At 69.9% G+C, this 23,402-nt stretch carries 22 protein-coding genes and 2 tRNA genes; 14 read left to right on the top strand and 10 right to left on the bottom strand.

Annotation, left to right across the window (positions count from 1 at the left end):
• The first annotated feature begins 37 nt into the window (after positions 1–37).
• From EPO51_RS05930 to EPO51_RS05945, 4 genes are all read left to right on the top strand, one after another.
• Positions 38–114: transfer RNA gene (locus EPO51_RS05930), tRNA-Pro, on the top strand.
• 29 nt (positions 115–143) lie between these two features.
• Positions 144–452: an ETC complex I subunit gene (locus EPO51_RS05935; RefSeq protein ID WP_293347201.1), complete on the top strand. Its 309-nt coding sequence runs from the start codon at positions 144–146 to the stop codon at positions 450–452.
• An 11-nt stretch (positions 453–463) separates the two neighbouring features.
• Positions 464–540, top strand: a tRNA-Arg gene (locus tag EPO51_RS05940).
• Positions 541–636: 96 nt separating this feature from the next.
• The gene (locus EPO51_RS05945) at positions 637–1,413 is read left to right on the top strand and encodes a pseudouridine synthase (protein ID WP_293347204.1); all 777 of its coding nucleotides are present in this window, start codon (positions 637–639) and stop codon (positions 1,411–1,413) included.
• Here EPO51_RS05945 and EPO51_RS05950 read toward each other — a convergent pair.
• Both EPO51_RS05950 and metC read right to left on the bottom strand, forming a co-directional pair.
• Complete coding sequence (locus tag EPO51_RS05950) at positions 1,410–2,258, bottom strand: kinase (protein ID WP_293347207.1); 849 nt, start codon at positions 2,256–2,258, stop codon at positions 1,410–1,412. The genes EPO51_RS05945 and EPO51_RS05950 overlap by 4 nt on opposite strands.
• A gap of 7 nt (positions 2,259–2,265) precedes the next feature.
• Positions 2,266–3,429: a cystathionine beta-lyase gene (gene metC, locus EPO51_RS05955; RefSeq protein ID WP_293347210.1), complete on the bottom strand. Its 1,164-nt coding sequence runs from the start codon at positions 3,427–3,429 to the stop codon at positions 2,266–2,268.
• Between the two features lie 84 nt (positions 3,430–3,513).
• Here metC and EPO51_RS05960 point away from each other — a divergent pair, with 84 nt between their 5' ends.
• Entirely contained in the window at positions 3,514–4,614 is a 1,101-nt protein-coding gene (locus tag EPO51_RS05960; RefSeq protein ID WP_293347213.1) for an amino acid ABC transporter substrate-binding protein, read from the top strand.
• Between the two features lie 8 nt (positions 4,615–4,622).
• On the opposite strand, the gene EPO51_RS05965 is transcribed toward EPO51_RS05960, so the two are convergent.
• The 4 genes from EPO51_RS05965 to EPO51_RS05980 all read right to left on the bottom strand — a co-directional run bounded on the left by EPO51_RS05965 (position 4,623) and on the right by EPO51_RS05980 (position 8,197).
• Complete coding sequence (locus EPO51_RS05965) at positions 4,623–5,018, bottom strand: GNAT family N-acetyltransferase (RefSeq protein WP_293347216.1); 396 nt, start codon at positions 5,016–5,018, stop codon at positions 4,623–4,625.
• A 105-nt stretch (positions 5,019–5,123) separates the two neighbouring features.
• Positions 5,124–5,966: a 3-mercaptopyruvate sulfurtransferase gene (gene sseA / locus EPO51_RS05970; protein ID WP_293347219.1), complete on the bottom strand. Its 843-nt coding sequence runs from the start codon at positions 5,964–5,966 to the stop codon at positions 5,124–5,126.
• Entirely contained in the window at positions 5,954–6,955 is a 1,002-nt protein-coding gene (locus EPO51_RS05975) for a cysteine synthase A (protein WP_293347222.1), read from the bottom strand. Before EPO51_RS05975 ends, sseA begins: the two co-directional genes overlap by 13 nt.
• 45 nt (positions 6,956–7,000) lie before the next feature.
• A complete protein-coding gene (locus EPO51_RS05980) occupies positions 7,001–8,197 on the bottom strand; it encodes a class I SAM-dependent methyltransferase (RefSeq protein WP_465246590.1) in 1,197 nt (398 codons plus the stop codon).
• A 189-nt stretch (positions 8,198–8,386) separates the two neighbouring features.
• Between EPO51_RS05980 and kdsA the strand changes: the two genes are divergently transcribed.
• Genes kdsA through EPO51_RS06005 form a run of 5 tightly spaced genes read left to right on the top strand, consistent with a single transcriptional unit; the run spans position 8,387 to position 13,875 of the window.
• Complete coding sequence (kdsA, locus tag EPO51_RS05985) at positions 8,387–9,244, top strand: 3-deoxy-8-phosphooctulonate synthase (RefSeq protein ID WP_293347228.1); 858 nt, start codon at positions 8,387–8,389, stop codon at positions 9,242–9,244.
• A gap of 33 nt (positions 9,245–9,277) precedes the next feature.
• Positions 9,278–10,756: a D-glycero-beta-D-manno-heptose 1-phosphate adenylyltransferase gene (gene rfaE2, locus EPO51_RS05990; RefSeq protein ID WP_293347231.1), complete on the top strand. Its 1,479-nt coding sequence runs from the start codon at positions 9,278–9,280 to the stop codon at positions 10,754–10,756.
• On the top strand, positions 10,753–11,754 hold the full coding sequence (gene rfaD, locus EPO51_RS05995; protein WP_293347234.1) for an ADP-glyceromanno-heptose 6-epimerase: 1,002 nt from the start codon (positions 10,753–10,755) through the stop codon (positions 11,752–11,754). The genes rfaE2 and rfaD overlap by 4 nt, the downstream gene beginning before the upstream one ends.
• Position 11,755: 1 nt before the next feature.
• Entirely contained in the window at positions 11,756–12,847 is a 1,092-nt protein-coding gene (locus EPO51_RS06000) for a DUF3089 domain-containing protein (protein ID WP_293347237.1), read from the top strand.
• 32 nt (positions 12,848–12,879) lie between these two features.
• Positions 12,880–13,875, top strand: a complete 996-nt coding sequence (locus EPO51_RS06005; RefSeq protein WP_293347240.1) for an NADP-dependent oxidoreductase — start codon at positions 12,880–12,882, stop codon at positions 13,873–13,875.
• Here the strand turns inward: EPO51_RS06005 and EPO51_RS06010 are convergent.
• Both EPO51_RS06010 and recG read right to left on the bottom strand, forming a co-directional pair.
• Positions 13,872–14,222, bottom strand: a complete 351-nt coding sequence (locus EPO51_RS06010) for a YciI family protein (RefSeq protein ID WP_293347243.1) — start codon at positions 14,220–14,222, stop codon at positions 13,872–13,874. The two genes, EPO51_RS06005 and EPO51_RS06010, sit on opposite strands and share 4 nt — an antisense overlap.
• 65 nt (positions 14,223–14,287) lie before the next feature.
• Positions 14,288–16,363, bottom strand: a complete 2,076-nt coding sequence (recG, locus tag EPO51_RS06015; RefSeq protein ID WP_293347245.1) for an ATP-dependent DNA helicase RecG — start codon at positions 16,361–16,363, stop codon at positions 14,288–14,290.
• Positions 16,364–16,422: 59 nt separating this feature from the next.
• On the opposite strand from recG, the gene EPO51_RS06020 reads away from it, so the two are divergent.
• Genes EPO51_RS06020 through EPO51_RS06030 form a run of 3 tightly spaced genes read left to right on the top strand, consistent with a single transcriptional unit; the run spans position 16,423 to position 20,637 of the window.
• The gene (locus EPO51_RS06020; protein ID WP_293347248.1) at positions 16,423–16,719 is read left to right on the top strand and encodes an FAD assembly factor SdhE; all 297 of its coding nucleotides are present in this window, start codon (positions 16,423–16,425) and stop codon (positions 16,717–16,719) included.
• Positions 16,720–16,747: 28 nt separating this feature from the next.
• Positions 16,748–20,200, top strand: a complete 3,453-nt coding sequence (gene mfd / locus EPO51_RS06025; protein ID WP_293347717.1) for a transcription-repair coupling factor — start codon at positions 16,748–16,750, stop codon at positions 20,198–20,200.
• A gap of 53 nt (positions 20,201–20,253) precedes the next feature.
• Positions 20,254–20,637 carry a hypothetical protein gene (locus tag EPO51_RS06030; RefSeq protein ID WP_293347251.1) on the top strand — a complete coding sequence of 128 codons (384 nt, stop codon included), beginning with the start codon at positions 20,254–20,256 and terminating at the stop codon, positions 20,635–20,637.
• Between the two features lie 4 nt (positions 20,638–20,641).
• Here EPO51_RS06030 and EPO51_RS06035 read toward each other — a convergent pair whose 3' ends face one another.
• Together EPO51_RS06035 and EPO51_RS06040 are read right to left on the bottom strand one after the other, a co-directional pair.
• A complete protein-coding gene (locus EPO51_RS06035; RefSeq protein WP_293347254.1) occupies positions 20,642–21,172 on the bottom strand; it encodes a CcdC protein domain-containing protein in 531 nt (176 codons plus the stop codon).
• Positions 21,172–22,503: a diguanylate cyclase domain-containing protein gene (locus tag EPO51_RS06040; RefSeq protein ID WP_293347257.1), complete on the bottom strand. Its 1,332-nt coding sequence runs from the start codon at positions 22,501–22,503 to the stop codon at positions 21,172–21,174. The genes EPO51_RS06035 and EPO51_RS06040 overlap by 1 nt, the downstream gene beginning before the upstream one ends.
• A gap of 125 nt (positions 22,504–22,628) precedes the next feature.
• Between EPO51_RS06040 and EPO51_RS06045 the strand changes: the two genes are divergently transcribed.
• A complete protein-coding gene (locus tag EPO51_RS06045) occupies positions 22,629–23,387 on the top strand; it encodes an SDR family NAD(P)-dependent oxidoreductase (protein WP_293347719.1) in 759 nt (252 codons plus the stop codon).
• The last annotated feature ends 15 nt before the right edge of the window (positions 23,388–23,402 follow it).

The following is a 23,402-nucleotide window of genomic DNA, read 5'->3' on the forward strand; positions in this document are numbered from 1 at the left end:
CGCCGAAACGCCCATATTGACGGGCCTCCGGCGTCCTCGGGGCGTAGCGCAGCCTGGTAGCGCATCTGCTTTGGGAGCAGAGGGTCGCAAGTTCGAATCTTGCCGCCCCGACCACGCCGGCGAACTTTAGGGGTCCTACGAGAATGCTCGCGCGCATCTTCCGTCCGTCCAAGACCGCCATGCAGTCCGGCCGCGCCAAGGCCGCGAACTGGGTGCTTGAGTTCGAACCCAGCGCCGCGCGACGACCCGACGCGCTGATGGGCTGGACGGTGACCAGCGACACGGAGTCGAGCCAGGTGCGCCTGACCTTCGACACCAAGGAAGAGGCCGTGCGCTACGCCGAAGCCCACGGCATCGCCTTCCAGCTCATCGATCCGCCGCCGGCCAAGCGGATCATCAAGGCCTATGCCGACAACTTCGCGTTCGGCAGACGGATTCCCTGGACCCACTAGGGTCGCTGTGAGCGCCCGTAGCTCAACCGGATAGAGCATCCGCCTTCTAAGCGGACGGTTGCAGGTTCGAGTCCTGCCGGGCGCGCCACCGCCCTGGATCATGTTCCGCCAGGGCGCCGATCGCTCTGGCCTTCCGCCCCCGCTCCGGACTAGGTCTCGTTCGACAGTCCGGATGGAGTAGCCCTTGGCCTGGACGAAGACCTATGACGAGGCCGAACCGCAGCGGGTCAACAAGTGGCTGGCGCAGGCCGGCGTCTGCTCGCGGCGCGAGGCCGAGGCCCTGATCGGCGAGGGCCTGGTCTATATCGACGGCGAGCGGGTCGAGGACGCTGGGCGCAAGATCCAGCCCGGCCAGACCCTGACCCTCACCGACAAGGCCGAGGGCCGGCTCGAGGGCTTCACCGCGGTGCTGAACAAGCCGACCGGCTACGTCTCCGGCCAGCCCGAGCCGGGGTACACGCCCGCCGTACGGCTGCTGACCAAGGCGGCGCTGGTGGGCGAGAGCGCACCGATCCCGGACGCCAAGATGAGCCTGCCGCCGCTGGGCCGGCTCGACCTCGACAGCCACGGCCTGCTGATCCTCTCCAACGACGGGGTGCTGGCCAAGGCGGTGATCGGGCCGCAGTCCGAGCTGGACAAGGAGTACGTGGTCCGGGTCGCCGGCCGCATCGACCAGGAGACCCTGGGCTGGCTGCGCCACGGCCTCAGCCTGGACGGCCGCAAGCTGCGGCCCGCCAAGGTCGAGGTGATCCAGGGCCAGGTGCTGCGCTTCACCCTCACGGAAGGCCGCAACCGCCAGATCCGGCGGATGTGCGAGCTGCTGGACCTGCGGGTCATGGACCTGCTGCGTGTGCGGATCGGTCCGCTCGCGCTGGGCGACCTGCCCGAGGGCAAGTGGCGGATCCTGACCCCGGCCGAGCGCGAGGCGATGATCGTGGCGTCCAAGGGCGGCGGCGACTAGGCCAGCGGCGTGCGGTCCGCCGCCAGGGGCACGGTCCAGTCGGCGCGGCCCGGCATCTCTTCCAGGATCCAGCGGGTCAGCCGCTCATAGTGCTCCACGAAGCGGGCCACCGCGGCGTCGTCCATGCCGGCGCCGGTCCGGTCCCGCAGCTTGTGTTCCTGTTCGGTGCGCCAGTCGCGCACCACCTCGAACCCCGGCGCCGCCAGCAGGACCAGCCGGTCCAGCCGGCTGAACAGCGCCTGATACGCCTCCGCCAGGGCCCGGTCGACATAGCGCCGCCAGCGCCCATCTCGGTCTTCCATCTGTTCCAGCTCGTTGACCGGCCGCGACAGAAGGGCCTTGGGCTGCGGCCGCGCCCCGACGCACCACCCCTCGAATATCGCCACGTCCACCGGCCCCATCGCCTCGCGCCACTCCGCCTGTGGCCTGCGCTCGTCCAGCGCCTTGTCGAAGGCGGGCAGGGGCGTGGGTTCGGCCCGCGACAGGTGGTCGAGGACGACGCAGGCCAGGGCCACGTCGTGCGTCCCCGGCGGCCCGCGCACCGCAAGCAGCGGGTGGACCTTGCGCGAGAGCCAGCCCCGCGCCTCGCGGCTCAGGTAGAAGTCGTCGAGCGACAGGGTCACCGCGTTCAGGCCCTGCGCCTGGAGAATCCGCACCGAGGCGGCCGCGATCGTCGATTTTCCCGACCCTTGGGCGCCGCAAAGGCCGATGACCGCCGTGTGGCCCAGCGCCGCCCGCGCTTCGGCGGCCATGTGCGCCAGCGGCCGGCACACGCGCTCGACCGTGAGGCTGAAGGTGTCCGGCAGCCGCTCCTCGGCCACGAAGGCGGCGAGTTCGTCTTCCATCAGCCTCTCAGCCGGCTAGCCTGGCGTAGGCGTCCAGGCCACGGCGCAGGTCGGCGATGAGGTCGTCCGGATGCTCCAGGCCGATGTGCAGGCGGATCAGCGGGCCGCCGTAGTCGTGGGCGTGTCGACGCACCTTGAGCTGCGGATCGCAGACGATAGCCAGGCTCTCGAAGCCGCCCCAGGAGAAGCCGAGACCGAACAGCTTCAGCGTGTCCAGGAAGGCGTTCACCGCGACGTCCGGCGCGGGCTTGAGGACGAAGCTGAACAGGCCGCAGGCGCCGCTGAAATCCCGCGCCCAGAGTTCGTGATCCGGGAAGTCGGGAAGGGCGGGGTGCAGCACCTGGGCGATCTCCGGCTGGTCGCGCAGCCAGTGGGCCACCCTCAGCCCGTTGGCGCCCTGCTTCTCCAGCCGCAGTGGCAGGGTCCTCAGACCCCGCAGCATGGCGTAGGCGTCCTCGCCGGAGACCGCCCAGCCCATGTGATTCACGCCGTCCGCCAGCTTGCGGACCAGCACCGGGTCGCGCGCGGCGGCCGAGCCCATGAACACGTCGGAGTGGCCGCCCACATATTTGGTCAGGGCCTGGATCGACAGGTCGATCCCATGCGCCAGGGGCTTGAAGAGCAGGCCGGCCCCCCAGGTGTTGTCGATGGCGGTGAGGATCCCACGCTCGCGCGCCAGCTCGGCGATCCGCGGCGTGTCCTGCATCTCCAGGGAAAGGGAACCCGGGCTCTCCATCAGGATCATCCGCACCGCCGTCGAGGCGCCGGCCACCAGCGTCCCAGGCGGCGTTCCCGGATCGAAATAGGTCACCGCGACGCCGAAGCGCTTCAGGACGTTGTCGCAGAACCGCCGCACCGGCTTATAGACGTTGTCGACCACCAGGATCTCGTCGCCGGCTTTCAGCATGGCCATCAGCGTCCCGGCAATCGCCGCGATGCCGGACGGGTAGAGCGAGACGCCGACCGCGCCCTCCAGCACCGCCAATGCGTCCTGCAGGGCCGCCTGGGCCGCCAGGCCGGCGCGGCCGTAGGTCAGGTGGTTGGCGTCGTCGTACAGGGCGTCGGCGTTGGGCAGCAGGACCGTCGAGCCCTTCTGGATCGGTGGGCCGACGGTCTTGGCCAGGGCGCCGGCGGCCTTGCCGGCGTGGATCAGGCGGGTCTCGTCCGACATGCGGGGTTGCGGGTCCGGTCGACGCTGGCGAAAGTGCCAGCGGCACTTAGAGCCTCAAGCGACTTTCGGTTTCAAGGAGCAGCGATGATCCGGCGCCTCGCGGCGATGGCGGTCCTGACGGCGTTCCTCGCTGCGTGCACACCACCCAAGCCCGAGGCCCAGGCTCCGGAGCAGGCGCCGGCGGCCAAGGTCACCGCCACGCAGCCGGGATATATGCCCGCCAAGAGCCCCACTCTCGATGCCGTGAAGAAGCGCGGCTACGTGATCTGCGGCGTCCACGCGGGCCTGCCAGGCTTTGCGCTCAAGGACGCGCGCGGCGCCTGGCGGGGCTTTGACGTCGACATCTGCCGGGCCGTGGCGGCCGCGACCCTGGGCGACGCCGGGAAGGTGCGGTTCACGATCATCGACGCCCAGGACCGCTTTGGCGCCCTGCAGAAGGGCCAGCTCGACCTGCTGTCGCGAAACACTTCCCAGACCTTCGCCCGCGACGCGGGGCTGGGCCTGAGCTTCCCGGTGATCACCTACTATGATGGCCAAGGGTTCCTGGCGCCTCGGGCCATGGGCCTGACCAGCGCCGAGGAGCTGGGCGGCGCCCGGGTTTGCGTCCAGGAGGGCACCGCCAGCGCCGGCAACCTCGAGGACTATTTCCGGGTCCGGGGCATGAAGTACCGGGCCGTGATGGCCACGTCGGAAGAACAGGCCCGCGCCCTCTACGAAGCCGAGAACTGCGACGTGTTCACCGCCGACATTTCGGCCCTGGCCGCCTCGCGCTCGCTGCTGGCGAACCCGAATGGGCACGTCATCCTGCCCGACGTGATTTCCAAGGAGCCGCTGGGACCGGTCGTCCGGCGCGAGGATCCGGTCTGGGCCGAGATCGTGCGCTGGACGGTCTATGCCACCCTCCTGGGCGAGGAACTGGGCCTGAGCGCCGACACCGTCGAGCAGGCCCGCGAAACGGCCACCGATCCGGAGACCCGCCGGTTGCTGGGCATCGAGGGCGACCTGGGCGCGCTGCTGGGCCTGAAGGCCGACTGGGCGTTCCAGGTGATCCGTCAGGTCGGCGCCTATCATGAGGTCTTCCGCCGCGACCTGGGCCAGGACTCCGCCCTGCGCCTGGACCGCGGACTGAACGCGCTCTGGAACGCGCCGGCGCCGGGGCTCATGTATCCGCCCCCTATGCGATAGGCGACGCGCTACAGGTCCATGATCATGGCGCAGCGGTTCTTCAACCCCTTGGCGGCCTCGTAGGCCAGCGACGCCTGGATGCTGGGCGGCGCCTCGGCCGGGTCCCATTCGCGGAAGCCGAAGGCGGCATAGAAGGGCGCGTTCCACGGCACGTTGCGGAAGGTCGTCAGGCTCAGCGCCCGCAGGCCCTTCGCCCGCGCCCAATCCGCCGCCGTGGTCAGCAGGCCGCGACCGATGCCCCGGCCTTGGAAGGCGCGCAGGACGTCCACCTCGTCGATGTGCAGGCGGGGCCGCTCCACCCGGCCGGCCAGATAGCCCACGGCCTGGCCATCGTCCTCGGCGACCCACAAGGTTCCGGCATCGAGGTGCGGTCGCCAGTTGTCCGCCGGCGCGGCGTCGGTCAACAACCAGGCGGGAACGTCGTGTCCCTCGAAGGCCGCGGCGGCGGACCGCTCGATGGCGGGGAGGTGTGCGAGGTCGGCTTTTCGGGCGACGCGTACGTGTATGGATCAGGCTCCGGTGACGACGGCGGTGTCGGAACGCCCGCCCCATTCGGTCCAGGAGCCATCATAGACCGCGACGTCCAACCGCCCAAGGCGGGCCAGGGCCAGCGCCAGCACGGACGCCGTGACGCCCGATCCGCAGGTGGTGACGATCGGCCGGCCGAGGTCCACGTGGGCGAAGACGGCGCCGAGCTCGTCCGTGGACTTCAGCGTCCCGTCCGGGTTCACCACCCGGTCGAACGGCAGGTTCAGCGCGCCCGGCATGTGACCCGAGCGCAGGCTGGCGCGGGGCTCCGGCGTCTCGCCGCGGAATCGTCCGGCGGAACGGGCGTCCACCACCTGGGCCGAGCCCGTCGCCAGGATATCGGTCACCGCGGCGAGGTCCTTCACCAGGCCTGGATCCGGCGCGGGCGCGACGGCCACGGGCGCAGGCGCCTGGGGTTCGATCTCCACGAGGCGGCCCTCGGCGCGCCACTTCTTGAGGCCGCCGTCGAGGACGAAGACGTCGGCATAGCCCATCGCCCGCAACGTCCACCACACCCGCGGCGCGGAGTAGATCCCGTGGGCGTCGTAGACGACGACGGTGGCGTCGCGGCCCAGCCCGAGCGCTCCGGCGGCCGTGGCGAACGCTTGGGGCGTCGGCAGCATGTGCGGCAGGTCGGTATCGGGATCGGCGATGGCGTTGATGTCGAAGAACACGGCGCCGGGGATGTGGCCGGCGAGATAGCTGTCGCGGCCATGCCCGGGCTGGCCGACCAGGGGCAGGGTGGCGTCTACGACCCGCAAGCCCGGATCGCCCAAACGCTCGGCGAGCCAAGCCGTGGAGACGAGGGGATCTATTCCAGCCATGACGGAACCGGCAGGCCCTTCTCCCGCAGGAATGGCGGGTTGTAGATCTTCGACTGGTAGCGCTGGCCGTGGTCGCACAGCATGGTGACGATGGTGTGGCCCGGCCCCAGGTCCTGCGCCATGCGGATGGCCCCGGCGACGTTGACCCCGGTGGATCCGCCCATCACCAATCCTTCGAACTGCATGAGATCGAAGATGGCGAGCAGCATCTCCGCGTCGTCGATGCGGTAGGCATGATCGATCTTCAGCCCTTCGAGATTGGCGGTGATCCGCCCCTGGCCGATGCCCTCGCTGATGGAACCGCCCTCGGAGCCCAGTTCGCCTTCGGTATAGTACCGGAACAGCGCCGAGCCGTGGGGGTCCACCAGGCCGATCTTCACGTTCGGGTTCCGCTCGCGAAGCGCGTGGGCGACGCCGGCCAAGGTGCCGCCCGAACCTACCGCGCTGATGAAGCCATCGACCTTGCCGTCCGTCTGGGCCCAGATCTCGGGACCCGTGCCCCGGATGTGGGCCTCGCGGTTGGCGACATTGTCGAACTGGTTGGCCCAGACCGCTCCGTTCGGCTCCTTCGCGTCAAGTTCCGCCGCCAAACGGCCGGAATATTTCACATAGTTCATCTCGTTGGCATAGGGGACCGCGTCCACCTCGACCAGTTCCGCGCCATAAAGCCGGATGGCGTCCTTCTTCTCCTGGCTCTGGGTGCGGGGGATGACGATGGTGCAGGCGTAGCCCAGCGCCTTGCCGACCATGGCCAGGCCGATGCCGGTGTTGCCGGCGGTGCCCTCGACGATCCGGCCGCCGGGCCGCAGCAGGCCCTTCCGCTCCGCGTCGCGAACCATGTAGAGCGCCGCGCGATCCTTCACGGACTGGCCCGGGTTCATGAACTCGGCCTTGGCGAGGATCTCGCACCCGGTCATTTCGCTGGCGCGGCGCAGCCGCAGGAGCGGCGTGTTGCCGATCAGATCGAGGATCGAGGACGCGACTTGCATGGCCGCCTACTTAAGGAACGGCGGCGGGCTCGAACAGGGGGCCGGTCAAGCTTTGATGAGGCTGAGTTGGACGACGTCGGTGCGCTCGGTGCGGAAGCCCGCCTCGCAATAGCTCAGGTAGAACTTCCAGAGCTTCCGGAACCGCTCGTCGAATCCGAGGCCGGTGATTTCGTCCCACGCGGCCTCGAAGCGCCGCCCCCATTCCGCCAGGGTGTCGGCATAGCAGACGCCAAACCTTGAGATCGGACCCCACGACAGGCCGGCCTTGTCGGTCACGGCCTTCAGCCGCTCCTCCGACGGCAGCATGCCGCCCGGGAAGATGTACTTCTGGATGAAGTCCGGGGTGCGCTTGTAGTGCTCGAAATATTCCTCGCGGATGGTGATGATCTGCAGGCCGGCCTGGCCGCCGGGTTTCAGGCTCTCGCGCACCTTGTCGAAATAGGTCGGCCAATAGCGTTCGCCTACGGCCTCGAACATCTCGATGGAGGCGACCCGGTCGAAGCGGCCCCCCACGTCCCGGTAGTCCACCAGTCGGATGTCGGCTTTCTCGTTCAGGCCCTCGCGGAACATCCGCTCCTTGGCGAACTTGAACTGCTCCTCGGAGATGGTGATGGCGGTGACCTTGGCGCCCACGTCCTTGGCGGCGAATTCGGCGAATCCGCCCCAGCCGCAGCCGATCTCCAGCACATGATGGCCGGCTTCCAGGGCCATGCTTTCGCACAGCGTGCGGTATTTCCGCTTCTGGGCGTCGGAGAGCGGCTCGCCCGGCGTCGCGAACCGGGCGGCGGAATAGGTCATCGTGGGATCCAGCCAGCGCGAATAGAAGGCGTTCCCCAGGTCGTAGTGGGCGTGGATGTTCTTCTTCGAGCCCGACCGGCTGTTCGCGCGGCGGAAGGCGTGCTCGATCACGTTCAGCGCCGCCATGAAGGGCGTCCCGAACGAGACCTTCTCGAAGCGCGCGTAGTTCGAGGCGAGCACCTCCAGCAGCACCGACAGGTCGGGGGTGTCCCATTCGCCGGCCATGTAGCCTTCGCCGAAGCCGATGGTGCCGTTCGAGATGGTCCGCTTGATGAAGTCGTAGTCGTGGACGATCAGGCGCGCCTCGGGGCCGGGATCGGCGCCTTCCAGCCGAATCTCGCGGCCATCCGGCAGCACGAAGGTCATCACCCCCGTGTTCCAGTTCCGGATGATCGTCCGCGCCGCTGTACGGAACACCAGAGGCGTCCCTGAAAGGTCCGTCACATGCGAACCTCCGACCATTCTCACGCCCCCATACCCACGCCGAGGATAGCACCGACGGCGGTGCGCGCTATCGGTCGTGGGACGGATACGGTCAAGACGCCGATCAGGACGCGCGGCGAATGCGCTTGAGATGACGCGCGGGGCAGGCGACTAAGCCCGCGAACCGCTTCGCGCCCCCAAAGGAAGACCATGGCCGTCCTGACGCTCAATCGCTGGAACCTCTCCATCGGCGATGGCCAGCCGCTGGCGGTGATCGCCGGGCTGAACGTCTTCGAAGACCTGGACATGGCGCTGTACGTCGGCCGCCAGCTGAAGGCGACCTGCGCCGAACTCGGCCTGCCGTACGTGTTCAAGGCCAGCTTCGACAAGGCGAACCGTTCCTCGATCCGCAGCTATCGCGGCCCCGGCCTGGTCGAGGGGCTGGAGATGCTGGCCGCCGTGAAGGCCGAGCTGGACGTGCCGATCTGCACCGACCTGCACGAGATCGACCAGGCCGAGCCGGTAGCCGCCGTGGCCGACCTGGTGCAGATCCCGGCCTTTCTCTGTCGCCAGACCGACCTGGTGGTGGCGACGGCCCGCGCCACAGCCGCGGCGGGCGGCCTGCTGCACGTCAAGAAGGGCCAGTTCCTGGCGCCCTGGGACGCGCGCGCCATCGTCGACAAGATCCGCGAGGCGACGCCCGGTCAGGACCTGACCATCCTCTGCGAGCGCGGCGTCTCGTTCGGCTACAACAACCTGGTGGTCGACATGCTGGGCATCGAGCGGATGAAGGAACTGGGCGTCCCGGTGACCATCGACGCGACCCACGCGGTCCAGCTTCCCGGCGCCGACCCGCGCAGCAACAGCGTCGCCACGGGCGGTCGCCGCGATGGGGTGCCGGTGATCGCCCGGGCCGCCGTGGCGGCCGGCGCCGACGGGGTGTTCCTGGAGTTCCACCCGGACCCGGATCGGGCGCTCTGCGACGGCCCCAGCGCGCTGCCGCTGACGGCCGCCGCGGGCCTTCTGAAGCAGCTCAAGGCCGTCCACGAAGCCGTCCGCGCCGCTTGACCGGCCCGCCAACGCGCCGCACACGCTAGCGCCATGGATCTGGCCGCTCTTCAGCACCTGCTCGGGGACCTTCCGGGCAAGCGCGTCGCCTGCGTGGGCGATCTCATGGTGGACCGCTTCGTCTACGGCAGCGTCAGCCGCGTCTCGCCCGAGGCGCCGATCCCCATTCTGGCCCGCTCGCGCGAACTGAAGATGCTGGGCGGCGCCGGCAACGTCGCCCGCAACATCGCCGCCCTGGGCGGCTCGGTGGCCTTGGTCGGCCTGATCGGCGGCGACGCCGAGGGCCACGAGGCCCTGCGCCTGGTGGGCGAGGAAGAGCCGGCCATCGAGGGCTACCTCGTCACCGACGCCGACCGTCCCACCACGCTGAAGACACGCTTCATCTCCGGCGGCCAGCAACTCCTGCGCGTCGACCTTGAGGAGAGCCGCGCCGTCGCGGGCGACGTCGAGCAGCGCCTCATCCGCACCCTGAAGGACGCCGCCCGCGGCGCCGGCGTGGTGCTGATCTCCGACTACGGCAAGGGTGTGGTCACCGACGCGGTGATCGCCGCGGCGCACGAGGTCGCCGCCGAGACCGGCGCCAAGGTGATCGTGGATTCGAAAGCCCGTTCCTTCGCCCGCTACGGCGACATCGACCTGGTGAAGCCGAACGCGGCCGAGCTCGGCTACGCCACCGACCTGCCCACTGAGACCGACGAGGAGCTGGAGGCCGCGATCGGCCGCGCCCTGGAGCTGTGGTCGACCAGGGGTGTGCTGGTCACCCGGGCGGCGAAGGGCGTGTCCCTGGGGCTGCGCGGCCAGCCGGTCCGCCATTTCCGCACCGTGGCGCGCGAGGTGTTCGACGCCTCCGGCGCCGGCGACACGGCCCTGGCGGCGCTCGGGCTCTCCGTCGCTGCGGGGGCGGACCTGGAGACCGCCATCGCCTTCGCCCAGCTCGCCTCGGGCGTCGCGGTGAGCAAGGCGGGCACCGCGACGGTGAGCCCCGACGAACTCGTGGAGGCCGTCCTTTCGGCCCACACGGCCGTCGCCGAGGGCAAGGTCGCCACGATCCAGCGGCTGGGCGAAGAGGTCGCGCGCTGGCGCGCCCAGGGCCTGAGGGTCGGCTTCACCAACGGCTGCTTCGATATCCTGCACAAGGGCCACGTGGCCTATCTGGCCCAGGCCCGCACCTGGTGCGACCGGCTGATCGTCGGCGTGAATTCCGACGCCTCGGTGCGCGCGCTGAAGGGCGAGGGCCGGCCGGTCAACGACCTCGAGAGCCGGGCCCTGGTGCTGGCCGGCCTGCGCAGCGTCGATCTGGTGGCGCCGTTCGACGAGGATACCCCGGTCAGGCTGATCCAGGCGGCCCGGCCCGACGTGCTGATCAAGGGCGCGGACTATTCCGAGGACCAGGTGGTCGGCGGCGACCTGGTGAAATCGTGGGGCGGCGAGGTGAAGCTGGCCGCGATCGTCGAGGGCTATTCGACCTCGGCGGCCATCGCGCGCCTGGTGAAGAAGGAACAGAGCGCATGACCCGGCGCATCGTCTTCGTCACGGGCGGAGCGGGCTTCATCGGCTCGAACATCGTGGCCAGGCTGGCCGAGGACCGCGACCTGGACGTCGTGGTCTGCGACCGCCTGCGCGAAGCCGAGCTGGGCAAGTGGCGGAACATCGCCAAGGCCCCCATCGGCGACTTCGTGGCGCCGGAGGCCATGTTCGACTGGCTGGAAAGGCGCTGGCGCGACGTCGAAATGGTCGTCCACATGGCCGCCGTCTCGTCCACGACGGAGCCGGACGCGGACAAGATCGTCCATTCCAACTTCACGCTCAGCCGCGACCTGTTCCGCTGGTGCGCAGACCATCAGCGCCGCCTGGTCTATGCCTCCTCCGCGGCCACCTATGGCGCGGGCGAGCATGGCTTCGACGACGACAACGACTACAAGGCCCTGACGGCGCTCAAACCGCTGAACACCTATGGCTGGTCGAAGGCGCTGTTCGACCTGTTCGCCGCCCGCCAGGCGAGCCGCGACTATGCGCCGCCGCAGTGGGTGGGCCTGAAGTTCTTCAACGTCTACGGACCGAACGAGGAGCATAAGCACTCGATGAAGTCCGTGGCCTCGCAGATCTGGCCCAAGGTTCGGGAGGGCCACGCGGTCCAGCTCTTCAAGAGCTATCGCAAGGACGTGCCCGACGGCGGCCAGCAGCGCGACTTCGTCTACGTCCGCGACGTCGCCGACGTCACCCGCTGGTTGCTGGACAATCCGCAGGTGAACGGCCTCTACAATCTGGGCTCCGGACAGGCCCGAAGCTTCGAGGACATGGCGCGCCAGGTGTTCGCCGCAGCCGGCAAGAACGCCCAGATCGAATACACCCCGATGCCGCCGGCCATCCGCGACAAGTACCAGTACTTCACCGAGGCGAAGATGGAGCGCCTAGCCGCCGCCGGCTATGCACGGCCGATGACCTCGCTGGAGGAGGGCATCGGCGACTACGTCGGCCGCTACCTCAGCCAGCCGGACCCCTACCGCTAGCATGGACAAGCCGGCTCCGCGGCGCACGCGCTGGTGGTTCGCCGGCATCCTGGGCATGCTCGTCGTGCTGGCCCTGGGCGTCGTCGCCTTCTGGGGCGATCTGGTCTCGACCGCGCTGGATCCCAAGGTCCCATTCCAGACCTACGACCCGCCACCGGGACCGAACTACGCCACCTCGGGCTCCTGGTACCTGCGCGCCAAGCCGGGCAGCACCCTGGCCGCCGACATCTTCTTCGTCGCGCCCACCACCTACGACGGCGGCCGCAACTGGAACGCCCGGCTGAACGCGCGCAAGGCCAACCGCCAGTTCGAGGCCGTGATGGCGCCGAACTACGTCGGCCCGTTCGTCAGCGTCGGCCGGGTCTTCGCGCCGCGCTATCGCCAGGCCAGCCTCTACAGCCTGACCACCCTGCGCGAGGACGCCCGCGAGGCTCGCCAGTTCGCCTACGGCGACGTCCGCGACGCCTTCCGCTGGTACGTCGAACAGGACAACGGCGGGCGGCCGTTCATCATCGTCGGCGTGGAGCAGGGCGGCACCCTGGCCTCCCGGCTGCTGGCCGACGAGGTGGCGCGCGATCCTGTGCTGCAGAGCCGGCTGGTGGCCGCCTATCTGATCGATACCGTGGTCGCGGCCGACGCGCCGCCCATCGCGCCGTGCGTCCAGCGGGCCCAGGCCGGCTGCCTGGCCGCGTGGGCCCAGGTCTACGACGGCGACTTCGACAAGCCGAGGCGTCTGTTGGAGCGCGCCCTGGTGTGGAATGAGCACGGCGAGCTGGCCAACCTCGCGCCACGCCCCGCGCTCTGCTTCAACCCGCTGCTGGGCGCGGTCACCGACCAGCCGGCCCCGGCTCGCCTGCACCTGGGCGCGGCCAACGCCACAGGCCTGGAGTGGGGCGCGCGCCCCGCCTTCCTGGCGCGCCAGGTCTCCGCCCGCTGCGAAGGAGGGGTCCTGATGGTGAGCCATCCCAAGTCGTCGGCGCTCAAGCGAACCGGCGATTGGGCCGATCGGCGCAAGGTCCCAGGCTTCAACCTGTTCTACGCCGACCTCGAGGCGGACGCGAAGGAGCGGCTGGCGGCCTGGCAGTCACGGTGACAAGCTCGCTCCCAAAGATATGGGAGGACGCCATGACCAATCGCCAGATCGTGCTGGACCGGCTGCCGCAGGGCGACAGGCTGGCCCCCGAACATTTCGCCCTGAACGTCGGCGAGCGCCCGTCGCCGGGCGAGGGCGAGGTGCTGCTCAAGACCCGCTACATCTCCCTCGACGCCGCCAACCGCGCGTGGATGCAGGGGGCGACCTACCGCGCGGCGCTGGCGCCCGGACAGGTCATGGCCGGCGGCGGCCTGTCGGAGGTGGTGGACTCCAAGGTGGACCATCTGAAGCCGGGCGACCTGGTGTTCGCCGACACGGGTTGGCAGGAGTATGCGGTGCTGCCGGGCAAGCACCTGACGAAGCTGCTGGACCTGAAGCCCGAGACGCACCTGCTCAGCGTCTACGGCGTCGCCGGCCTTACCGCCTATTTCGGCCTGCTGGAGTGCGGCAAGCCCCAGCCGGGCGAGACGGTGGTCGTGTCAGCCGCCGCCGGGTCGGTGGGCTCCATCGTGGGCCAGATCGCCAAGCTCAAGGGCTGCAAGGTGGTCGGCATCGCCGGTGGCGCCGAGAAGGGCCAGTGGCTGGTGGATGAGCTCGGGTTCGACGCCGCGGTCGACTACAAGTCGCCGGAGTTCAAGCGCCAGCTCCGCGCCGCGGTCCCCGATGGGATCGACATCTATTTCGACAATGTCGGCGGCGACGTGTTCGAAGCCTGCCTGTTCGCCATGAAGAACCACGGCCGCATCGCCTGCTGTGGAGCGGTCTCGCAGTACGATGGCGCGGCCCCGCCGCACGGGCCGCGCGGCGTGCCGGGCCTGATCGTCACGAAACGCCTGACGCTCCGTGGCTTCGTCGTGATGGATTTCGCCGACCAGAACGCCAGGGCCTTGGCGGATCTCCAGTCCTGGGTCGCCGACGGTCGCCTCAAGGTGCAGGAGGACGTCATCGACGGCCTTGAGAACCTCCCCAGGGCGCTGATCGGCCTGCTGGCTGGCGAGAACCGCGGCAAGCGGATGGTGCGGGTCTAGCCGAAGTTGAGTTCGGGCCGCACCTCGATCGTCCCGTGGCGCGCCATGGGGATACCCTCCGCGATCCGCAGGGCCTCGTCGGCGTCTTCGGCCTCGACGAAGATGAAGCCGCAAAGCACCTCCTTGGTCTCGGCGAAGGGGCCGTCGGTGACCAGCGGCTTGCCATGGCGCACCCGGACGGTCCGGGCCGTCTTCACGCCCTGCAGCGCCGAGGCGGCCAGGAAATGGCCGTCCCGCGCCAGCTTCTCGTCGTAGGCGAGGGAGTCGCGGTCCAGCGCGTCCTTCTCTTCCGGGTTCAGGCCCGAGAGCGCGTTGGGTTCGGCGTAGACCAGACAGATGTACTTCACGGCAGGCTCCTTTCAGCGGGGTTCCGCCCAAGGTCGAACGGCATCCGCCGAACCCGACATTTTCGTCAGCCGGCGTCGCGCAGCGCCAGTCCGGCCTTCCAGTCGAACAGCTCCTGCAAGACCCGCAAGGCCTGGCCCCGTGGATTGGTGAGCTCCGGATCCCGCGCGACGACCAGGCGCGCGTCGTCGCCCGCCACCGCGATCAGGTCTCGATGCGTGAACGGGTCGGCGAACACGTAGTCCGGCAATCCGCTCTGGCGCAGGCCCAGAGCGTCGCCGCCGCCGCGCAGCTCCAGGTCCTTCTCGGCGATGACGAAGCCGTCGTCGGTGCGGCGCAGGATGTCCAGGCGCTGTTGGGCGGTCTCGGACAGCGGCGGGTCGTAGAGCAGGACACAGGCGCTCTCGCGGCTGCCGCGGCCCACCCGGCCGCGCAGCTGGTGGAGCTGGGCCAGGCCGAACCGCTCGGCCTGCTCGATGACCATGATCGTAGCGTTGGGCACGTTCACGCCCACCTCCACCACGGTCGTCGCCACCAGGACCGACAGCCGGTTGTCTGCGAAGTCGGCCATCACCGCGTCCTTCTCCGCCCCGGAGAGCTTGCCGTGGACCAGCCCCACCCGGTCGCCGAGGATCTTCTTCAGAGCGATGGCGCGCATCTCGGCGGCGGCCAGGTCGCTCAGCTCGGACTCCGAGACCAAAGGGCAGATCCAGAAGGCCTGGGCGCCGCCGGCGACGGCGTCCTTCAGCCGGCCCACGATCTCGTCCAGCCGGCCCATGGGCACGGCGCGGGTCGCCACCGGCGTGCGGCCCGGCGGCTTCTCGTCGATCCGGCTGACGTCCAGGTCGCCGTACATGGTCAGCTCCAGGGTCCGCGGGATCGGCGTGGCGGACATGGCGATCAGGTGGACGGCCTCGCCCTTGGCCTGCAGCCGCTGGCGTTCCGCCACGCCGAAGCGATGCTGCTCGTCGATGACCACCAGCTGGAGCTTGTGGAACGCCACCTCGTCCTGGAACAGGGCGTGGGTGCCGACCGCCACCTGGGCGGCGCCCGAGGCCAGGGCGGCCAGCTTCTCCCTGCGGACCGCCCCCTTGTCGCGCCCGGTCAGCAGGACCACGCCGAGGCCGTGGACGGCGAGGGGGCCGGAGATGGTCTCATAGTGCTGGCGGGCCAGGATCTCGGTCGGCGCCATCAGCGCGCTCTGGCCGCCGGCGTCGGCCACGTCGGCCATCGCGCACATCGCCACGACCGTCTTGCCCGAGCCCACGTCGCCCTGCACCAGCCGGCTCATCCGCTCGCCCGCCTGGAAGTCGGCCCGGATGTCGGCCAGCGCCCGCGCCTGGGCGCCGGTGAAGTCGAAGGGCAGGTCGGCGCGGATCCGCTCGGCCGTCGCGCCCGCAGGGATCCTGGCGGCCGGCTCGCGCCGCCGGGCCGCCTTGCGCTGGGCCATGGCGAGCTGGTGGGCCAGCAGTTCGTCATAGGCGAGACGGCGGCGGTGCAGGCTTAGGGGGGAAAGGTCCGCCTCGCCCTGCGGTCCATGCAACCGCGCCAGGGCCTCGCGCCAGGCCGGGAACTTCTCGCGGGCCAGCCAGGCCGGATCCTGCCACTCGGGCAGCTGCGGGGCCTTCTCCAGGGCTTCCAGCGCGAAGCCGCGCACCCGGCGGGGCGGCAGGCCCTCCGTCGCGGGATAGACCGGTTCGATCTCAGGGATGTCCCCTGCCTTGTCCGGGGCGGCCATGTAGTCGGGATGCACCATCTGCCGCCCGTACTGGGTGTCCTCAACCTTGCCTGAGACGATCCGCAGGGCGCCGACCGGATGGCGCTGCTCGATCTGGTCGGCGAAGCGGCCGAAGAACACGAGCGTGAGGAACCCTGTGGGGTCCGAGACCCGCACCCGCCACGGCTGGGTCTTGGTGCGCGGCCGCTGGTATTCCTCGATCACCACCTCGAAGGTCATGATCTGGCCGTCGAGGGCGGCCGACAGCACCGCGGGCGTGCGCCGGATCAGCGAGTGCGGCTGCAGCCACAGGACATCGCGCACCAGCGGCCCCGCGACGCGCTCCAGCAACGGAGCCACGCGCGGACCCACGCCCTTGAGGGACGAGATCGGGGCGAAAAGCGGGAACAGAATCTCGGGCCGCATGCTTGGAGCATACCCGACTGGCGCGAAGGGCCGCGCCGCTCTATATCCGGCCGCTCTCGATGAACAGTGACGACGCCCGGCTCAAGAAGCTGAAGCTCCGCGCATGGCGCAGAGGCTTCAGGGAAGCGGACCTCATTCTGGGGCCGTTCGCGGACAAGCATGTCTCGACCTTCACCGCCGAGGAGCTCGACGAGTTCGAGGCGCTGCTGGAGGTTCCTGATCAGGATCTCTACGGCTGGATCCTGGAGCGCGAGGCGACGCCGGCCGAGTTCGACGGACCGTTGATGAGCAAACTCAAGGCTTTCCGGGACGAGGCTCACAAGGCGATCGGAAACGGGACCGGCAGCGATGGCTGACGACGCCCGACCGGCCGGTCCGGCCCAGATGCGGCGGGTCGCCGATGACCCCGGCCGCCTGGACCTGGTCGGCGCTCCGGAGGGCTTCGACGCCCTGGTCATGGCCGACCTGGTCAAGGCGCGCAAAGGCCTGTCGGTGTTCGTCGCGCGGGACGCGGGCCGGCTCTCCGCCTTCGTCGACGCCTTCGCGTTCTTCGCCCAGGGCGCCGAGGTGCTGGCCTTCCCGGCCTGGGACTGCCTGCCATACGATCGGGTGGGGCCTTCGGCGGGCGTCGCGGCCCAGCGGATGGCCACGCTCTCGCGCCTCGCCGACGGGGTGGACGCCAAGCCGCGGCTGCTGGTCACCACTGTGCCGGCGCTGCTCCAGCGGGTTCCGCCGATCGCCTCGGTGAAGCGCGCCAGCTATTCGGCCAAGGTCGGCAATGTCGTCGAGATCGCCGACCTTGAGGCCTATTTCGCGGTCAACGGCTACAGCCGCGCCTCCACCGTCTCGGAGAAGGGCGAGTTCGCGATCCGGGGCGGGGTGATCGACGTCTTCCCGTCCAGCGCCGAGGAACCGGTCCGCCTCGACCTGTTCGGCGACACCCTGGAAAGCATCCGCGCCTTCGATCCCGAGACCCAGCGCTCGACGAAGCAGCTCAAGGAGGTGTCCCTGCTGCCGGTCAGCGAGGCCCTCCTGGACAAGGCGGCAGTCAGTCGCTTCCGCACCGGCTATCTGGAGACCTTCGGCGCTCCCGGCGACGACCCGCTCTACGCCGCCATTTCGGAAGGCGGCCGCCGCGCCGGGATGGAGCACTATCTGGCGCTGTTCTACCCGGGCCTGGCCACGCTCTTCGACTACCTGCCCGACGCCACGGCCATCGCCCTGGACCACCTGGCCCGCGAGGCCCGTGACGAGCGGCTGGCCATGGTCCGCGACGCCTACGACGCGCGCGCCAGCACCGAGCGCAAGACCCACTACCATCCCTTGGAGCCCACCCGGCTCTACCTGGACGAGGCTGAGTGGGATGAGGCGCTGAAGGTCCGCGCCACCCGCCGGTTCTCCGCCTTCAACGAGGCCGAGGGCGAGGCGGTCATCGACATGGGCGCGCGGGCCGGCCGCAACTTCTCGGCCGAGCGCAAGCTGGACAGCGTCAACCTGTTCGAGGCCACAGTCGACCACGCCAACAAGCTGTCGGCCGCCGGCAAGCGCGTGCTGTTCGCCTCCTGGTCGGACGGCTCGTCGGACCGGCTGATGCATATGCTGGCCGACCATGGCCTAAAGAGCCTGCCGCTGGCCGCCTACTGGGACGCCGCTCGGGCCGCCGACCCGAAGAAGCCGCAGCGCGTGGTGCTGCCGCTGGACGCCGGGTTCGAGACCGACAGCCTGGCGGTCATTTCCGAGACCGACATCCTGGGCGACCGTCTGGCCCGGCCCCGCAAGCGCCGCCGCGCCGCCAATTTCCTGGCCGAGGCCTCGGCCCTGACGCCCGGCGACCTGGTCGTCCACATCGACCACGGCATCGCGCGCTACGAGGGCCTGAAGACCCTGGACGTCCAGGGCGCGCCGCACGACACGCTTGAGCTCCAGTACGGCGGCGAGGCCAAGCTCTACCTGCCCGTCGAGAATATCGACCTGCTCACCCGTTACGGCGCCGACAGCGAGGGCGTGCAGTTGGACCGCCTGGGCGGCGCGGCCTGGCAGGCGCGCAAGGCCAAGGCCAAGGAACGCCTGCGGGAGATGGCCGACGGCCTCATCCGCATCGCCGCCGAGCGCGCCACCAAACAGACCGACCCGATGGAGCCGCCCAGCGGCCTGTTCGACGAATTCTGCGCGCGCTTCCCGTACGAGGAGACCGACGACCAGCTCAACGCCATCGGCGACGTCCTGGAGGACTTGGGCGCGGGCCGGCCGATGGACCGCCTGATCTGCGGCGACGTGGGCTTCGGCAAGACCGAGGTGGCGTTGCGCGCGGCCTTCGTGGTGGCCATGAGCGGCCAGCAGGTCGCGGTCGTGGCCCCGACCACGCTGCTCGCCCGCCAGCACTTCAAGACCTTCTCCGAGCGCTTCGAGGGCTGGCCGGTGCGCGTGAGCCGCCTGTCGCGGCTGGTGACCGCCAAGGAGGCTGCCGAAACCCGCGAAGGCCTGGCCAACGGCGAGATCGAGATCGTCATCGGCACCCACGCCGTGCTCTCCAAGCAGGTCAGCTTCAAGAACCTGGGCCTGGTGATCGTCGACGAGGAGCAGCACTTCGGGGTGAAGCACAAGGAGAAGCTCAAGGAGCTTCGCGCCGACGTGCACATGCTGACGCTGACGGCCACGCCGATCCCGCGGACGCTGCAGATGTCGCTGAGCGGCATCCGCGAGATGTCGATCATCGCCACGCCGCCGGTCGACCGGTTGGCGGTGCGCACCTACATCACGCCCTGGGATCCGGTCGTCATCCGCGAGAGCCTGCTGCGCGAGAAGTACCGCGGCGGCCAGGCCTATTTCGTCGCGCCGCGGATCTCGGACCTCCCGCAGCTCGAGCGGTTCCTCCGCGAACAGGTGCCGGAGATCAAGTTCGTGGTCGGCCACGGCCAGATGGCCCCGACCCAGCTCGAGGAGGTGATGACCGCCTTCTACGACGGCCAGTACGACGTGCTGCTGTCGACCACCATCGTGGAAAGCGGGCTGGATATCCCCACCGCCAACACCATGATCATCCATCGCGCCGACATGTTCGGCCTCTCGCAGATGTACCAACTGCGCGGGCGGGTGGGGCGGTCCAAGGCGCGGGCCTACGCCTATCTGACCACGCCCGCCGAGAAGCAGATCACACTCTCGGCCGAGAAGCGCCTGAAGGTGCTGCAGTCGCTGGACAGCCTGGGCGCCGGCTTCCAACTTGCCAGCCACGACCTCGACATTCGCGGCGGCGGCAACCTGCTGGGCGACGAACAGTCGGGACACATCAAGGAGATCGGCGTCGAGCTGTACCAGCAGATGCTGGAGGACGCCGTGGGCGAGCTGCGCGCCCGGGCCGGCGCCGAGGAGGTGGCCGACCGGGGTTGGTCGCCGCAGATCAACACCGGCGCCGCCGTGCTGATCCCCGAGGACTACGTTCCCGACCTCAACGTGCGGCTGTCGCTGTATCGCCGCCTGTCCGAGGCCGAGAAGGCGCAGGATCGCGAGGCCCTGGCCGCGGAGCTCATCGACCGCTTCGGGCCGCTGCCCGCGGAAGCCGGCCAGCTGCTCAAGGTCGTGGCGATCAAGGGCCTTTGCCGCGAGGCCAACGTTTCGAAGATCGACGTCGGTCCGAAGGGCGCGGTCGTGACCTTCCGCAACGACGACTTCAGGAACCCGATGGGCCTTGTCCAGTTTGTGGCCAAGAACCAGGTCGCCTGGCGCGTGCGCCCCGACAACAAGGTCGTGGTCAAGGGCGAGTGGGAAACCCCGAAGCAGCGTCTCGACGCCGCCGAGAAAGTGCTGGCCGAGCTGGCGAAACTCGCCGCGCAGGCCTAGCGATTTGAAAATGGGGTCGGGCGCATCCGCCGCGCGATCCGAGGAGAGACCCGATGCGCTACGCCGCCCTGGCCCTGGCCGCCGCCGTCCTGGCCGGCGCCACGTCGCCCGCCGCCGCCCAATCCGCCGGCGACGTCGCCGACACCCGCTGCATCATGGTGCTGCAGGCGGTTTCCCGAGACCCGGCCCAGAGGGAAAGTGCCGCCCGGGGCGTCTTCTACTACATGGGCCGGGTGGCTTCGCGCGGGCCGCTGCCCAGGATCGAGGCCATCATGGCCGCCCAGGGCAAGACAATGAACACGCCCCAGGCGGTGCAGGCCGAGTTGACGCGCTGCGGCGCGGAGCTGAGTCAACGCGGCGCGGAGATCCAGGCCGTGAACCAGAACCTGGTCAAGCGGTTCGGCCCGCCGCCCGCGGCCGCGCCCGCCAAGAAGTAGCCGGCTAGGAGATCGCGGCGCGCGCCTCGGCGACCATGCGGCGCGCCCGGATCCACCATTCCAGCCGTTGGGCCGACACCACGCCCACCGCCAGCAGCAGGAAGCTGTCCGTCGCCTCGGCGGCCGACAGGTGCAGCATCGACGACTCGCCGGACACCGCGCCGCGCAGCAGGTAGCGTAGGCCGAAGATGCCCAGGATCAGCAGCATGCCGAAGGGCGAGACTCTGCTGGTCACAACATGGGTCTCGGGATCGACGGTGAAGGTGCTGGCCCGGCCGCGCCACCAGCCGAGCAGGGCGCCCAGGCCGACGGCCACGATGTCGAGCGCCAGGCCGATCGGGCCGGGCGGCGGGTTCTGGCTGAACGCCAGGATCGCCATGACCATGATGATGGCCGGGGAGATCCACAGCCGTTCCATGCGCAGCTTCCGCGCCCGCGCGTTGCGCAGGATCACGACGCCGAGGACGATGAGCGGAATGAGGTAGGTCCAGTAGCCGGCGCCTGGAGGCATCGCGCCCAGGGTTACTTGGGGCATCAACTCGCCTTGCGTGTGTGGGCCATCGCGGCCGCCTGCTCCAAGGCGTAACCCACACTTTCAGGCGACGCCACCTCGGCGACGCCCAGATCGAACTCGACGACGAAGGGCGTGGCGCCCTGGCCGGCCTCGAAGGCCGTACAGCCGATCACGGCGGCGATCCGCTCACCGGCCGAGCGCGCGGCGTGCAGCGGCGTCGCGGGAAGGGCCAGGGCGAAGACCTCCGGCGCAAGGCGTGCGGCGGTGTCCTCGACACGGACGAGGCGGCCGATCATCGAGCCGATCTGCGGCACGGCCCGAGCCACCCAGCCGCCGGCGCGCGGCGCGGCCAGATCGGCCTTCTCCGCGACCTTCAGCATGCATACGCTCAGCGGCCGGTTGCGCTCGCGGGCGCTGCGGGCCAGGCGCATCAGGTGGCCGGCGAACAGGTCGCGCGTGAAGAGGCCCGTGGCGGCGTCCATCAGGCCCGAGCTGCGCGCCTGCTCCAGCGCGGCGCGGACCGACTTCTGGCGGCGGAAGGCGCGCGCCAATTCGACCACGCGCAGGGCGGTTTCGCTCTCGGGAGTCTCTGGCGACGCCACGTCCGAGATCCCGCGATGATAGGCCTCGGCCGCCGTCACGGCCGACTCGCCTCGCATGTAGAGCAGGGCGGGCGTGTGATAGAGTCGTGTGTTGCGGCGCAGGCCTGCCGCGATCGACAGCGCCTCGTGCGGGTTGTCGCCGGCCCACAGCACGACGGCGTCGAACGGCCGCTCGTGCAGATAGTCGAAGGCCGTGAAGGCGGTGAACGCGCCCACCACCTCAGCGCCATTGCGCGACAGGGCGTTGGACAGGGCCAGGAACTGCGGGGCGGGTTCGCCGATCGCCAGCACGCGGAACGGCGACGGGTCGGCTTCCGGCGCATCGAGGACGTGGCCGCGCTCGGAGAAGGTCTCGACGCGAACCTCGAACTCCTCCTCCGCCACCGCCGTGCGGACCAGCGATTCGAGCCGCATGGCCGCCTGGGCCGGATGCAGCGGCGCGGCCAGGGTCAGGTCGTAGCCGTGGTCCTTCTGGAAGGGGTCCAGCGCGCCCATGGCCATGATGGGCAGATGACGGGGCGCGCAGGCGGCGCGCAGGCGGCCGGCGAGACCCACGGCGCTCTCGTCCATCTCGGCAAGGTCGACGATAGCGGCTTGAATTTGCAGGTCGGAGAGGGCCGCCGAGGCCGCGGCCTCGCTGCGCGCGGTGACCGTGCGCCAGCCAAGACGGTCCAGCCCCTCGGCCAAGGGGCCGGCCGCGGAATCGTCGCGAGCGACGATCAGCACTCGCGCTTGGACGCCTGCCGCCATATCCCCATCCAATACCGCCCTGATCTGTCCTAAGCACGGAATCGCACAGGGCCGGAAGAGTATGTCCCATACCTGCGGGCAGGTTGCGGAAGAGTTTCATTGTCGCAGGAGGATGCGTCTTGGCTGTGGATCTGACGGGGATGGTTGCGGTGATCACCGGCGCCAGCGGCGGGCTGGGCGCCCATTTCGCCCGCCTTCTGGCCCGCCATGGGGCGGCCGTGGCGGTCACGGCGCGCCGCGTCGACAAGATCCAGGCCCTGGCCGACGAGATCGCCGCCGGCGGCGGGCGGGCCATGGCCCTGGCGCTGGACGTGGCCGACGCTGCGGCGATCGGTCCCGCGCTGGACGTCGTCCAGGCCGAACTCGGTCCGATCGGCGTCCTGGTCAACAACGCCGGCATCGGCGGGGAGGGGCTGGCGCTGGACATCTCGATCGAGGATTTCGACGCCACGTTCGATGTGAACGTCCGCGGAACCTTCTTCGCCGCCCGCGAGGCGGCCAGGCGGATGATCGCGGCCGGGGTGGAGGGCCGGATCGTCAACATCGCCTCGATCGCCAGCCACACGGTGCTGCCGGGTCTGTCGGCCTACTGCGGGTCGAAGGCGGCGGTGGCGATGCTGACCCGTAGTCTGGCGCGGGAATGGGCGCGGCGCGGGATCGCCGTGAACGCCCTGGCGCCTGGCTACATCGAGACCGCCATCAACGACGCGTGGTGGCCGACCGAGGGCGGGCAGAAGCAGTTGAAGGGCTTCCCGCGGCGCCGGCTGATGGACGCCTCGGACCTGGACGAGGCCTTCCTGCTGCTGGCCGGCCCCGCCGCGAAGGCCATGACCGGCAGCCTGATCACCGTGGACGATGGCCAGTCCCTGCCCGGCGGCGGCTGACGGCTTGGCTGACCG

Origin of the sequence: Phenylobacterium sp., assembly GCF_004297125.1 — a bacterium.
Classification (GTDB): domain Bacteria; phylum Pseudomonadota; class Alphaproteobacteria; order Caulobacterales; family Caulobacteraceae; genus Phenylobacterium.